Source organism: Streptomyces sp. NPDC030995 (assembly GCF_055571215.1).
Window position 1 is genome coordinate 151,389 of sequence record NZ_JBVIFS010000001.1, and the last position, 13,768, is coordinate 165,156.

Sequence of the window (13,768 nt, forward strand, 5' to 3'; positions counted from 1 at the left end):
TCGAACCCGTGTGTCTCAACGCCGGCCAAATCCAGCCCCGCCGGCGTTTGAGGCGCGGGGTCTGGGGCGGAGCCCCAGGTCCCTGAGCCGCACCCGCCCGCCCAGCCGCCCCCCGGGAGGGATCAGGTGGCCGGAGCCAGCTCCGACAGCATGGCCTCGCGCAGCCGAAGGGTGGCCACCAGCCGCTGGAAGGCCTCGGCCCAGTACGCGGCAGCGCCGGGCACCCCGTCCGGCGGATCCTCCGCGGCCGCGGTCAGCCCCTCCAGACGCCCCGCCTCCGCAGGATCGAGGCAGCGCTCCGCCAGGCCCATCACCCCGCTGAAGCTCCACGGGTAACTGCCCGCTTCCCGGGCTATGTCCAGCGCGTCCACCACCGCCCGCCCCAGCGCCCCCGCCCACGGCACCACGCACACTCCGAGCAACTGGAACGCCTCCGACAGCCCGTGCGCCCGGACGAATTCCGCCACCCACTCCGCCCGCTCGGCATCCGGCAGGGTCTCCAGCAGCTTGGCCCGCTCCGCTAGCGACGCCGTGCCCGGCGCGGCCGCGGGCGGCGCGGTCGCCGGGCCGAGCAGGGCCCGGGACCACTCCGGGTCGCGCTGGCGCACCGCCGCCCGGCACCAGGCCGCGTGCAGTTCCTCCGTCCAGCCCTCGCCCGCGGCCACGGGCAGCGCCACTATCTCCGCCGGACGGAGCCCCCCGAACCGCTCCCGCCAGCACGACAGCGGCGCCGCCTCCACCAACTGGCCCAGCCACCAGGCCCGCTCCCCGCGCCCGGCGGGCGGCCGCTTGACCACCCCGTCGCGGAGCATCCCCGCATCGCACTCGGCCGGCGGCGTCACCCCCTCGGGGCCCACACAGGCCAGCGCGCGCTCCGCCATCCGCCCCGCCAGCGCCGACCGGGGCAGCGCCGACAGCAGCTCGGCGGCCGTCGCGCGGACATTGCGGCTGCGGTCACCCAGCGCCGCCTCCAGGAAGGGCTCGTCCCCCTCCGACAGCCCCACCCTCAGCGAATCGAGGAACATCAGCCGGTCCTCGGCCCGTTCGGCGGCCCAGGTCGTCGCCAGCAGCTCCAGCGCGGCCGCCGCCTCGTGGGCCCGTACGGCGCCCAGCAGGGCCACCCGCTCCGCGAAGAGCCCCTCCTGCCACAGCCGTTCCACCCCCGCCCGGTCGGTCACCTCCGGCATCCCGCCGCCGCCGCCCGCCCCGCCGCGCAGGGCGAACCGCCAGTCCGGATTGAGTCGCGCCAGCCACAGTCCCCGCGTCCCGGCCAGGGCCAGCGCCTGGGGCCGCAGGTCCGTACGGGCCCGGGCCGCGTCCAGCAGGGCCGGTACGAGCGGGGCCGGCGCGCGGTAGCCGTACCGTCCGGCCGCGGCCAGCCACTGGGGCAGCAGCTCCGTCAGATCCGGGGCGGCCCCCCGCCGCCCGCCGCTGCTGCCCGCGCCGGTCCGGTCGGCCAGCAGCTGGGCGAGCCGGCGGCGGGCCGCCTCCGGTGGTGCCGGGCGCGGGTCCCGGGGCGCGGGCTCCGGGCGCGGGCCCGCGCCGGCCGGTCTCAGCCCGGCACGGCGCCGTACGGCGTGCACGGCCGCCGCGTCCAGCAGCGCCTCCGGAGAACCGGCCGGGCCCCCGCCCCGGCGCCGGTCGGTGCCCAGCAGCGCGGCGCCGACCAGCTCCTCCCACTCCCCGTACCCCTTGTCACCCTTGCTCATCGGGCCCCTCCCTCATCCCTCGGCGCTCATCCCTCGTCGCTCGTCCCTCGTCGTCCCGCAGCGCTCCGGTCCCGCCCCCTCCACGGGACCGGAGCTGTCGAACCCCGTTCGACTGCGCTCAACTGGCGTGGTTGTCGTTCATGCAAGCCCCCCGGCTTCTCGTCACCACTACGCCGACGCCCCCGCGCCACCGCTTCCTCGTCGTCCCGCGCACGGCGCCCCGCGCCCTGCGCCCGTCCCCTCCCCGCCGCCCCTCGTGTGACGGCATACGACCCCCCAGGCCCCCTGCGTGTGTGCTTGCTCGAGCCCTGCCTCAGGACAGGGCGACCGGCTCGGGCGAGTCCGGCTGCCAGGCCGTCAGCGGGGTGAAGCCACGGTGGCCGCACTCGCCGAACACCGTGACCGGGCCCCCACCCGACAGCGCGGCCAGCTGCCACAGGCCCGAGCGGGTGCGGCTACCGGTCCCCGTGAGGGGCACCGGCAGGGCACAGGTGCCCTCCGCGTCCGCCAACTGCCAGCCGAGCTCTCCCGGTATCGGGATCACCGGGCCGAGCGCCACCGGCCAGGACTCCAGCCACGGATCCGCCCGGAGCGCCGCCCCGTACGCCTCCAGAGCCGCCCCCGTGCTCACCCCGGCCGGAACGTCCGTGCACGGCACGGCCGCCGCGAACCTCTCCCCGAGGTCCGCCCGCAGCCCCGCCGACCCGGGCCGGAAGCGGACTTCCGCCTCCAGCTCCAGCCCCACCGGCAGCGCCAGCCCCGGAGGCCGCCCGGGCGGTCCGAAGTCCAGCAGCAGGGCAGGTCGCCCGGTCTCCATCCCGCGCAGCCATATCCGGCGGGTGGTGAGCCGGCCGTCCGGTGACACCGAGTCGTACTGGGACAGCACCAGCCAGCGGTCCCGTACGGCCTCCCCCTCCCCGGAGGCCGGCAGTCCCACTCGGCTGCGCACCGTCGCCGCCAGCTGTTCCGGCAGCCCGGCCACACCGAGCCAGGCCCGGTCCAGCAGGTGCAGCAGCGCCGCCTCCTCCAGCATCCGGGCGGGCCAGCCGGGGCCGCAACTGGGTATCGTCCCCAACTCCCGCACCCGCCCCGCGAGTCCGGGTGCCTGAGCGTCGACCATCCGGGCCGCGGTCTCCTCCCACGCCGCGTATCCCGTCTGCTCCTGGCCCGCGAGGCCGCCGCGCAGCAGATCGGCCAGCCGCTGCTCCAGCTCGGTGACGCCCGCGCCTATCCGCGCGGCCCGTCGCTCGGCCCGCTTGCGCGCCCCCTCCTCGTCCGCCGGTCTGCCCGCCCCGGCGGCCGGGCGCGCGGCCTTCGCCGCACGCTCCGTCAGCCACTGCGCGGCCCACTCCGGCGCCTCGCCCGGCTCGCCGACCCCCTCGGCGGACCAGAGCAGCAGCAGCCCCAGCGCGTGCTTGCACGGGAACTTCCGGCTCGGGCAGGAGCACTTGTAAGCCGGTCCCGCCAGGTCGACGACCGTCTGGTACGGCTTGCTGCCGCTGCCCTTGCACAACCCCCAAACAGATCCGGAAGCGGAACCTCCGATCTGTGACCATGTCCCCGCCCCGCCGAGTCTGCCTCCCGCCTTGCGTGAGGCATCGTCAGGAGCCAGAGCCAGTACCTGTTCCGCTGTCCAGCGGACCCCCTGCTCAGTCATGTGTTCCACCGTAGAGACCCCCACTGACAATCGCCCTGACCTGCAACGACTCGGTGAGCAGGGCCCGTTGTCAGTGGCGTGGTGCACCTTGGATTCAGCAGTCGGAAGCGGCTGCCGAGCATTGGAGGGGGACCATGACCATGCCCGAGAACGGCACGGGCGCCGAGGCGCTGCGACCGCACGCCGAAGACGCCTTCGCGCACGAACTGAAAGCCCTGGCGGCCGCCGACGACCGGCCCCGCCCGACCCGCTGGAAGCTCTCCCCGTGGGCCGTCGCCACCTACCTGCTCGGCGGCACGCTCGACGACGGCACGGTGATCACACCGAAGTACGTGGGCCCGCGCCGCATCGTGGAAGTGGCCGTCACCACCCTGGCCACCGACCGCGCCCTGCTCCTGCTCGGCGTCCCCGGCACCGCCAAGACCTGGGTGTCCGAACACCTCGCGGCCGCCGTCAGCGGAGACTCCACCCTCCTCGTCCAAGGAACCGCCGGCACTCCCGAGGAAGCCATCCGGTACGGCTGGAACTACGCCCGGCTGCTGGCCCACGGACCCAGCCGCGAGGCCCTCGTCCCCAGCCCCGTCATGCGGGCCATGGCCGACGGCATGACCGCCCGCGTCGAAGAGCTCACCCGCATCCCCGCCGACGTCCAGGACACCCTCATCACCGTCCTGTCCGAAAAGACGCTCCCGATACCGGAGCTCGGCGAAGAGGTGCAGGCCGTGCGCGGCTTCAACCTCATCGCCACCGCCAACGACCGCGACCGCGGGGTCAACGAGCTCTCCAGCGCGCTGCGCCGCCGCTTCAACACCGTGGTGCTGCCGCTGCCCGCCACCGCCGACGCCGAGGTGGACATCGTCGCCCGCCGCGTCGACCAGATGGGCCGCGCCCTCGACCTGCCGGCCGTGCCCGAGGGCCTGGAGGAGATCCGCCGCGTCGTCACCGTCTTCCGCGAGCTGCGCGACGGGGTCACCGGCGACGGCCGCACGAAGGTGAAGTCGCCCAGCGGCACCCTGTCCACCGCCGAGGCCATCTCCGTCGTCACCAACGGCCTGGCCCTCGCCGCCCACTTCGGGGACGGCGTGCTGCGCCCCTCCGACATGGCCGCCGGGATCCTCGGCGCCGTGGTCCGCGACCCGGCGGCCGACAAGATCGTCTGGCAGGAGTACCTGGAGGCCGTGGTCCGCGAGCGCGACGGCTGGAAGGACTTCTACCGGGCCTGCCGGGAGGTGACGGTATGAGCCGGAGCCGGCAGGGCCCGCTGCTGCTGGGCGTACGGCACCACGGGCCGGGCTCGGCCCGCACGGTGCGGGCCGCCCTGGACGCGGCCCGCCCGGCGGCCGTGCTGATCGAGGGGCCGCCCGAGGGGGACGAGCTGCTCGCGCTGGCCGCCGACCCGGGAATGCGGCCGCCCGTGGCGCTGCTCGCGCACGCCGCGGACGACCCCGGCCGGGCCGCCTTCTGGCCGCTGGCCGAGTTCTCCCCGGAGTGGGTCGCCATCCGCTGGGCGCAGGAGGCGGGCGTACCGGTGCGGTTCATGGACCTCCCGGCCGCGCACTCGCTGGCCGCCGAGGGGGACGCGGACCAGGCCGAGCCCGACACCGTCAGGGTGGACCCCCTCGCGGTGCTGGCCGAGACCGCCGGGTACGACGACCCCGAGCAGTGGTGGGAGGACGTGGTCGAACACCGGGGCGCCAAGGAGGCCGACGCACTGGGCGCGTTCGAGGCGCTCGGGGAGGCCATGGGCGCCCTGCGCGAGGCGTACGGCGACGGCGGCCACCACCGCGACCTCGTGCGCGAGGCGTACATGCGGCAACGGATGCGGGCCGCCCGCCGGGAGTTCGGCGACACGTACGCCGTGGTGTGCGGGGCCTGGCACGTCCCGGCCCTGCGGGCGAAGACCACCGTGGCCGCCGACAAGGCGCTGCTGAGCGGACTGCCGAAGGTCAAGGTGGAGACCACCTGGGTGCCCTGGACCCACCGCAGGCTCGCCCGGGCCGGCGGGTACGGCGCGGGGATCACCTCGCCCGGCTGGTACGCACACCTCTTCTCGGCCCGGGACCGGCCCGTGGAGCGATGGCTGACCAAGATCGCGGGCCTGCTCCGCCAGGAGGACCGGCAGGTCTCCTCGGCGCACGTCATCGAGGCGGTCCGGCTGGCCGAGACCCTGGCCGCGATGCGGGGCCGGCCCCTGGCCGGTCTGACGGAGACCCTGGAGGCGGTCCGGGCGGTGATGTGCGACGGCTCCGACATACCGCTCGCGCTGATCGAGGACCGCCTGGTGGTGGGCGACGTGCTCGGCGAGGTCCCGGACGGCGCGCCCGTCGTACCCCTCCAGCGGGACCTGACCCGCCAGCAGCGCTCGCTGCGGCTCAAGGCCGAGGCGCACGAGCGCGAGCTGGAACTGGACCTGCGCAAGGACACCGACGCGGCGAAATCCCTGCTGCTGCACCGGCTGCGGCTGCTCGGCATCGAGTGGGGCAGACCGACCGCCTCGCGGGGCAGCACCGGGACCTTCCGGGAGACCTGGCGGCTGCGGTGGGAGCCGGAGCTGTCGGTTCGGATCGCCGAGGCCGGGATATGGGGCACCACGGTCCTGGCGGCCGCCACCGCGAACGCCGAGGCGGACGCGGCCGGCGCCGAGGAGCTGGGCGAGGTGACGGCGCTGGCCGAGCGGTGCCTGCTGGCCGGGCTCTCCGAGGCGCTGCCCGCCGTACTGCGGGCCCTCGCGGACCGGGCCGCGCTGGACACCGATGTGGCGCGGCTCGCCAAGGCCCTGCCCGCCCTGGCCCGTTCGCTGAGGTACGGGGACGTACGCGGCACGGACGCGACGGCGCTCGGCACGGTGGCGGCCGGGCTCGCCGAGCGAATATGCGTGGCGCTGCCGTCGGCCTGTGCGGCCGGTCTGGACGCCGACGCGGCGGCGGAGCTGCGGGGCCATGTGGACGGGGTGCACGGGGCGGTCGGGCTGCTGGCCGACACGGCGGAGGGGCTGGCGGAGCGCTGGTCCGCGGTGCTGCGGACGCTGGCCGCCCGGGACACCGTGCCGGGCGTGATCCGCGGCCGGGCGGCCAGGCTGCTGCTCGACGACGGCCGGCTGCCCGCCGAGGAGACGGCCCGGCTGATGGGGCTGGCGCTGTCCCCGGCGGCCGCCCCGGCCGACGCGGCGGGCTGGATCGAGGGCTTCGCGGGCGGGAGCTCGGGCGGGGGGACGCTGCTCGTCCACGACGAGCGGCTGCTGGGTCTGATCGACACCTGGCTGGTGGGGGTGCCGGAGCGGGCGTTCACCGACGTACTGCCTTTGCTGCGGAGGACGTTCGGGGCGTACGAGCCGGGGGTGAAGCGGACGCTGGGCGAGCTGGTCCGGCGTGGCCCGGCTGGATCGGCGGCCGCCGTGCCCGGATCAGCCCCTGCGGGCTTCGCCCCGGAGCTGGACCTGGAACGGGCGGACGCGGTGGTGCCGTTGGTGCGGATGCTGCTCGCCGGGTGAGGCGCCGTTGCCGGGGGCGCTGCCCCCGGACCCCCGCGCCTCAAACGCCGGCGAGGCTGGATGGTGCGGCGAGGCTGGAATGTCGGGGCTCCGCCCCGGACCCCGCGCCTCAAACGCCGGCGGGGCTGAAAGGCGGGGCTGGATTGGTGGGGGCGGCGGATGTGGGTTGGTGGATACGACGAGTGCAGGGGGATGGGCAGATGACCGGTACGGACGTGAGCGCGGGAGAGCAGGAGACCGTCGGCTCCGCCGGAGGCGAGCGGTTGCGGCGGTGGCGGATGGTGCTGGGTGGGGGAGAGGCCGACGGGACCGGGTGTGCGCTGAGTGGGCGGGACGCGGGGATGGATGCCGCGCTCGGTGCGCTGTACGGCGGGGGCGGCGGGGCGCGGAAGGGGGCGGGGGCGCGGTCGGCCGGGCTCGGGGGGTCCGCGCCGAACGTGGCCCGCTGGCTGGGGGACATCCGGACGTACTTCCCCAGTTCGGTGGTCCAGGTCATGCAGCGCGACGCGATCGAGCGGCTCGGCCTGTCCACCCTGCTGCTGGAACCGGAGATGCTGGAGGCCGTCGAACCCGACGTCCACCTGGTCGGCACCCTGCTCTCCCTGAACAAGGCGATGCCCGAGACGACCAAGGAGACCGCCCGCGCGGTGGTCCGCAAGGTGGTCGAGCAGCTGGAGAAGAAGCTCGCGGCGCGCACCAGGGCCACCCTCACCGGCGCCCTCGACCGCTCCGCGCGCATCAGCCGCCCCCGCCACCACGACATCGACTGGAACCGCACGATCCGGGCCAATCTCAAGAACTACCTGCCCGAATACCGCACCGTCGTCCCCGAGCGGCTGATCGGCTACGGCCGGGCGGCGCAATCGGTGAAGAAGGAGGTGATCCTCTGCATCGACCAGTCGGGTTCGATGGCGGCCTCCGTCGTCTACGCCTCCGTCTTCGGGGCGGTGCTGGCTTCGATGCGGTCGATCGCGACCCGGCTCGTGGTCTTCGACACCGCCGTCGTGGACCTGACCGACCAGCTCGACGACCCGGTCGACGTCCTCTTCGGCACCCAGCTCGGCGGTGGCACCGACATCAACCGCGCCCTCGCCTACTGCCAGTCGAAGATCACCCGGCCGGCCGACACCGTCGTCGTCCTGATCAGCGACCTTTACGAGGGCGGCATACGCAACGAGATGCTCAAGCGGGTCGCCGCGATGAAGGCGGCGGGCGTGGAGTTCGTGACCCTGCTGGCGCTGTCGGACGAGGGGGCCCCGGCCTACGACCGCGAGCACGCCGCAGCCCTTGCGGCGCTTGGTGCCCCGGCCTTCGCCTGCACCCCCGACCTGTTTCCCGAGGTGATGGCCGCGGCGCTGGAGAAGCGGCCCCTGCCCGTGCCCTGACGAGTTGCGACCGCACCGCCGTGTGAAGCGGCAGATCACACGAACTTCCAGTTCAACCGTGAGGCGATCTGTGACAGGTATCACCGCTCAGGTGTGATCTGCGATTTAGGGACCTACGGCCCACGGGGATAACCTGCGGGACGGACATGCCGCGTCCACGGTCACCGTGTGCGCCTTCCTTGTGACAGCGCCGTCACGTTGCCCTCCGCGGCACGCCCACGCAGATAGCAGACAACCGCGAATCACTGCGAATCTTTAAAAAAGACAAGGGACGGACGCGCGTGGACCTGTTCGAGTACCAGGCGAGGGACCTCTTCGCCAAGCACGGTGTACCGGTGCTGGCCGGTGAAGTCATCGACACGCCTGAGGCGGCTCGCGAGGCCACCGAGCGGCTGGGCGGCAAGTCGGTCGTCAAGGCGCAGGTGAAGGTCGGCGGCCGCGGCAAGGCCGGCGGCGTGAAGCTGGCCGCCACCCCGGACGAGGCTGTCGCCCGGGCGACGGACATCCTCGGCATGGACATCAAGGGCCACACGGTCCACAAGGTGATGATCGCCGAGACTGCTCCCGAGATCCTGGAGGAGTACTACGTCTCCTACCTGCTCGACCGCACCAACCGCACCTTCCTGGCCATGGCCTCGGTCGCGGGTGGCATGGACATCGAGCAGGTCGCCGAGGAGACCCCGGAGAAGCTCGCCAAGGTCCCGGTGAACGCCAACGAGGGCGTGACCATCGAGAAGGCCCGCGAGATCGTCGCCCTGGCGCAGTTCCCGGCCGAGGTCGCCGAGAAGGTCGCCGAGGTCCTCGTGACCCTGTGGGCGACCTTCATCGCCGAGGACGCGCTCCTCGTCGAGGTCAACCCGCTCGCGAAGGTCGCCTCCGGCGACGTCATCGCGCTCGACGGCAAGGTCTCGCTCGACGAGAACGCCGAGTTCCGCCAGCCGGGCCACGAGGAGTTCGTGGACCACGCGGCCGCGAACCCGCTCGAGGCCGCCGCCAAGGCGAAGAACCTCAACTACGTCAAGCTCGACGGTGAGGTCGGCATCATCGGCAACGGCGCGGGTCTCGTCATGAGCACCCTCGACGTCGTCGCGTACGCCGGCGAGAACCACGGTGGCGTCAAGCCCGCCAACTTCCTGGACATCGGCGGTGGCGCCTCCGCCGCCGTCATGGCCAACGGTCTCGAGATCATCCTCGGCGACCCGGACGTCAAGTCCGTCTTCGTCAACGTCTTCGGCGGCATCACCGCGTGCGACGAGGTCGCCAACGGCATCGTCCAGGCGCTGCAGCTGCTCGAGGACAAGGGCGAGGCGGTCACCAAGCCGCTGGTCGTCCGTCTCGACGGCAACAACGCCGAGCTGGGTCGCAAGATCCTCTCGGACGCCAACCACCCGCTGGTCCAGCGCGTGGACACCATGGACGGCGCGGCCGACAAGGCCGCCGAGCTCGCGGCTGCGAAGTAAGGGCAGAGGTCACAGACTCACATGGCTATCTTCCTCAACAAGGACAGCAAGGTCATCGTCCAGGGCATGACCGGTGCCACGGGCATGAAGCACACCAAGCTGATGCTGGCTGACGGCACCAACATCGTCGGCGGCGTGAACCCGCGCAAGGCCGGCACCTCCGTCGACTTCGACGGCACCGAGGTCCCGGTCTTCGGTTCCGTCGCCGAGGCGATGGAGAAGACGGGCGCCAACGTCTCCGTCCTCTTCGTCCCGCCGGCCTTCGCCAAGGCCGCCGTCGTCGAGGCGATCGACGCCGAGATCCCGCTGGCCGTCGTCATCACCGAGGGCATCGCGGTGCACGACTCCGCCGCCTTCTGGGCGTACGCGACCGCCAAGGGCAACAAGACCCGGATCATCGGCCCGAACTGCCCGGGTCTGATCACCCCCGGCCAGTCCAACGCCGGCATCATCCCGGGCGACATCACCAAGCCCGGCCGCATCGGTCTCGTGTCCAAGTCCGGCACGCTGACCTACCAGATGATGTACGAGCTCCGTGACATCGGCTTCTCCTCGGCCGTCGGCATCGGTGGCGACCCGGTCATCGGCACCACGCACATCGACGCCCTCGCGGCGTTCGAGGCCGACCCCGACACCGACCTGATCGTCATGATCGGCGAGATCGGCGGCGACGCCGAGGAGCGTGCGGCGGACTTCATCGCGAAGAACGTCAAGAAGCCGGTCGTCGGCTACGTCGCGGGCTTCACCGCCCCCGAGGGCAAGACCATGGGCCACGCGGGCGCCATCGTCTCCGGCTCTTCCGGCACCGCACAGGCCAAGAAGGAAGCCCTCGAGGCTGCCGGCGTGAAGGTCGGCAAGACGCCGACCGAGACCGCGAAGCTGGCGCGCGAGATCCTGAACGCCGCTCAGTAGGCACGTTCGCGTGTACGGGCGTGGCCCGCACCCCTCGGGGGGTGCGGCCCACGCCCTTTCTCATGCGCCCGTATGCGCCTCACGCGCCTCATTCGACCGTCGGGGTGATCCGGGCCGGTCCGGCGGCCGGGTCGGCGCGCAGCTTGTCGTGGAGCAGCCTGCTCTCCTCGGTGAGCTGCTGCGGGCCGCTGAGCGGGGGCACGCCGGAGACCCTCTCGCCGGGTGCCCGCGGCGGCTCGTAGTGCGTGGGCGCGGTCACGGCCGTGTAGGCGGTCGCGGCGGCGATCACCGCGGTCAGGCCGAGGGTCGCGCGGCTCCACCGCCGGATGCGCCGCTCGCCGCCGCCGCGTACGTCCGCCGCCGGGCGAGGGACCAGCGGCACGGACGGCCGCAGCGCGGCGAGCAGGCCGCGCAGCAGCGCGGACTGCTTCTCGGGCGGTACGTCGCCCAGTGCGGGGATCCGCTCGGCGAGGTCGGCGTGCGCGTGGAGGAGGCGGCTGCCGGCGGCCGGGGTGCTGGCCTCGGTCTCGGCGGCGGTGTCGGGGAGGTCGAGGCCGACGCCGTCGTAGAGCAGGACGGTCCGGCGGTGGGTGGTGGGCAGGGCGAGCACGGCGTCGAGGAGGATCCGGTCGGCGGGCTCGGCGGGGGGCTTGTCGGGGTGGCGGTGGGCGCGCCGGAACCGGTGCCAGGGGGAGAGGGCGTACTCGTACGCGACCGCGCGCACCCAGCCCACCGGGTCCGGGTCGGTGGCCACCGCGGGCCACTGGTTCCAGGCCTGGTGGAACGCCCGCTCCACGGCCTCCAGGGCGAGGGCCCGGCGGCCGGTGAGCAGATAGGTCTGCCGGGCGAGGGCTGGGGCGGCGCGGGCGTAGAGGGCGTCGAAGTCGGCCATGGCCCCCGCCCCGGCCCTCGCCCCGGCCCTCGCCCCTGCCCCGGCGGGGGGCTCGGCGGGTTCGGCGGTGGGTTCCGGCTCGGCGGGGGCATTCGGATGCCCGGCGGCCCCAGTGGCCGCGGTGAGCACGGCGGCCTCGGAGGCCACGGCGGTGATGGCTTCGGGCTCGGCCGTTCCGGTGGCGTCGGGCTCGTCCCGGGGCGCCGTATCGCTCTCGGCTGCGGCCGCGACGGCCGCTGACGGGGCCTCGGATTCCGGCTCCGGGGTGGTCGGCGGGGTCGAGAGGCCGGTCAGGAAGGCCGCGTAGACCTCGCGCATGCGGCCGCGGGGGCCGGTGCGGCCCGATTCCCAGGAGCGGACCGTGTTCACGGTGACGCCCACGGCGGCCGCGACCTCCTCGGGCGTCAGATTCGCCGCCTCGCGCAGTCTGCGGCGCTCGTCGGGGGTGGGCAGGCTCTCGACGCCCTGTGTCATGCCACTCTCCCCGCGACCCGGCAGCCCTGAGCAATAAAGTACATAAACGTATATTGAGCGACACCACGGACATTCGCCTGTTACCCGCCCAAAGCGCGTGTCGTTGGCACCATGGCGGGGTGACCCAAGTGACCGAACGCGGGACTCCGTTGTCAGCGGCCCCGCGAGCCGGATCGCGGCGCCGTTCGCCGGCCGCCGCCGCATGCGTGGTGGGCGGAGCCGTGGCGGCCGGACTCGGGCTCGGTTTCCTCGCCGTGCTCGTCATCGTGCTGTGGATCAGTTCCCCCTACCCCGACAGTGGTCCGGGCGGGGCCCTGCACCTCGCCGCCGGCCTGTGGCTCCTCGCCCACGGGACGGAACTCGTGCGGTACGAGACCCTGTCCGGAGTTCCCGCGCCCGTCGGCGTGACGCCCCTGCTCCTCGTCGTCCTGCCCGTACTGCTCGTACGGCGGGCCGCCCGGCTGGGGAGCGCGTCCGAGGAGGAGGGCGAGGAGGTGCTGCCCGCGGGCGCCGTGTTCTCGGCCGTGCTCTGCGGATACCTCGCGGTCGGGGCCCTCGCCACGGTGTACGCCGCCGGTGGGCCCATGCCGGCCGACCCGATCAGCGCGGCCTGGCACATCCCCCTGGTGGCCGTGCTCGCCGCCGCCGGCGCGGTGTGGGGAGCCAAGGGGCGTCCGCTGGAGGCGCTGCCGTCCTGGCTGCCGAGGGGCGTACGGAGGGCTGTCGCGCGCCCCCGATACGCGCTGGCGCTGCGGGCGGGAGCGGGCGGGGCCCTGGTCCTCCTCGGCGGCGGCGCGCTGCTCGTCGGCGTCTCGCTCGCGTGGCACGGGGCGGAGGTGCAGGGGTCGTTCCTCGCGCTGACCGGGGTGTGGTCGGGGCGGTTCGCGGTGCTGCTGCTCGCGGTCGCCCTGATCCCCAACGCCATGGTCTGGGGCGCGGCCTACGCCCTCGGGCCCGGCTTCGCCCTCGGCGCCGACGCGACCGCCACCCCGCTCGGCTTCACGGGCGCGCCCGGGCTGCCCCGGTTCCCGCTGCTGGCGGCGCTCCCGCCGGAGGGCCCGGGGACACCGCTGACCTGGGCGGTCGCCGGGGTGCCGGTGGTGGCCGGGCTGGCGGTGGGCTGGTTCGCGGTACGCCGGGCGCGCGAGGTCTCGTACGGGGAGACCGCGCTCACGGCGGCCCTGGGGGCGGTGGTGTGCGGACTGGTGATGACCGGGCTCGCGGCTGCCGCGGCGGGGCCGCTGGGGTCGCGGCGGCTGGCCGAGTTCGGGCCGGTGTGGTGGGCGACCGGGGCGGCGGCCCTCGGGTGGACGCTGGTGTTGGCCGTGCCGGTGGCGGTGGGGGTGCAGGCGTGGCGGACGCGGCCGGTGACGGGGGTGCGGGCGGTGGGTGTGGATGTGGATGTGGATGATCCGGCGGGGGATGCGTGGCACGACAGTGGGGTGCGGGAGGTTCGGTGGGCGGCGATGCGGAGGGCTGCGGGCGCGCTGATCCCGGACATCGCGGAGCCGGGGCCGGGGCCGGTGGCGGTGGCGGTGCCGGTGCCGGTTGCGGGGCCGGACCCTGCCCCTGCCCCGGCCCCGGCTCCGGATCTGGCCGCGGGCGCGGGCGCGGGCCCGGGCGTGGCTCGGATGCACCGGCCGGTGACGGTCGTGCCGGGGATCAGCCTGGACCTGAGCCCGGTCCTGGGGCCGGCCGGGCCGGTTGCCGAGCCGGCTGCCGTGCAGTTGGCTCCGCCGGTGGTAGGGGCGCGGGTGCTGGCGCGGCGGAAGCCGTCGGCGTAGGCGGG

General features: G+C 74.4%; 9 protein-coding genes. 6 read left to right on the forward strand and 3 right to left on the reverse strand.

Annotated elements, in window-relative coordinates:
* Window positions 1-122: 122 nt before the first annotated feature.
* Complete coding sequence (locus tag ACZ45T_RS00750; RefSeq protein WP_468435959.1) at window positions 123-1,709, reverse strand: DUF5691 domain-containing protein; 1,587 nt, start codon at window positions 1,707-1,709, stop codon at window positions 123-125.
* A gap of 313 nt (window positions 1,710-2,022) precedes the next feature.
* A complete protein-coding gene (locus ACZ45T_RS00755; RefSeq protein WP_468435961.1) occupies window positions 2,023-3,366 on the reverse strand; it encodes an SWIM zinc finger family protein in 1,344 nt (447 codons plus the stop codon).
* A 134-nt stretch (window positions 3,367-3,500) separates the two neighbouring features.
* On the opposite strand from ACZ45T_RS00755, the gene ACZ45T_RS00760 reads away from it, so the two are divergent.
* The 5 genes from ACZ45T_RS00760 (at window position 3,501) to sucD (ending at window position 10,613) form a co-directional block, all read left to right on the forward strand.
* A complete protein-coding gene (locus ACZ45T_RS00760) occupies window positions 3,501-4,607 on the forward strand; it encodes an ATP-binding protein (RefSeq protein ID WP_468435963.1) in 1,107 nt (368 codons plus the stop codon).
* The gene (locus ACZ45T_RS00765) at window positions 4,604-6,856 is read left to right on the forward strand and encodes a DUF5682 family protein (RefSeq protein ID WP_468435965.1); all 2,253 of its coding nucleotides are present in this window, start codon (window positions 4,604-4,606) and stop codon (window positions 6,854-6,856) included. Before ACZ45T_RS00760 ends, ACZ45T_RS00765 begins: the two co-directional genes overlap by 4 nt.
* Before the next feature lie 200 nt (window positions 6,857-7,056).
* Window positions 7,057-8,241 carry a vWA domain-containing protein gene (locus tag ACZ45T_RS00770; protein ID WP_468435967.1) on the forward strand — a complete coding sequence of 395 codons (1,185 nt, stop codon included), beginning with the start codon at window positions 7,057-7,059 and terminating at the stop codon, window positions 8,239-8,241.
* A gap of 281 nt (window positions 8,242-8,522) precedes the next feature.
* Complete coding sequence (sucC, locus tag ACZ45T_RS00775; RefSeq protein ID WP_329099493.1) at window positions 8,523-9,701, forward strand: ADP-forming succinate--CoA ligase subunit beta; 1,179 nt, start codon at window positions 8,523-8,525, stop codon at window positions 9,699-9,701.
* A gap of 21 nt (window positions 9,702-9,722) precedes the next feature.
* Window positions 9,723-10,613: a succinate--CoA ligase subunit alpha gene (gene sucD / locus ACZ45T_RS00780; RefSeq protein ID WP_361954335.1), complete on the forward strand. Its 891-nt coding sequence runs from the start codon at window positions 9,723-9,725 to the stop codon at window positions 10,611-10,613.
* Window positions 10,614-10,701: 88 nt separating this feature from the next.
* On the opposite strand, the gene ACZ45T_RS00785 is transcribed toward sucD, so the two are convergent.
* A complete protein-coding gene (locus ACZ45T_RS00785; protein ID WP_468435984.1) occupies window positions 10,702-11,979 on the reverse strand; it encodes a helix-turn-helix domain-containing protein in 1,278 nt (425 codons plus the stop codon).
* Window positions 11,980-12,098: 119 nt separating this feature from the next.
* Here ACZ45T_RS00785 and ACZ45T_RS00790 point away from each other — a divergent pair, with 119 nt between their 5' ends.
* Window positions 12,099-13,763, forward strand: a complete 1,665-nt coding sequence (locus tag ACZ45T_RS00790; protein WP_468435986.1) for a cell division protein PerM — start codon at window positions 12,099-12,101, stop codon at window positions 13,761-13,763.
* Window positions 13,764-13,768 lie beyond the last annotated feature (5 nt).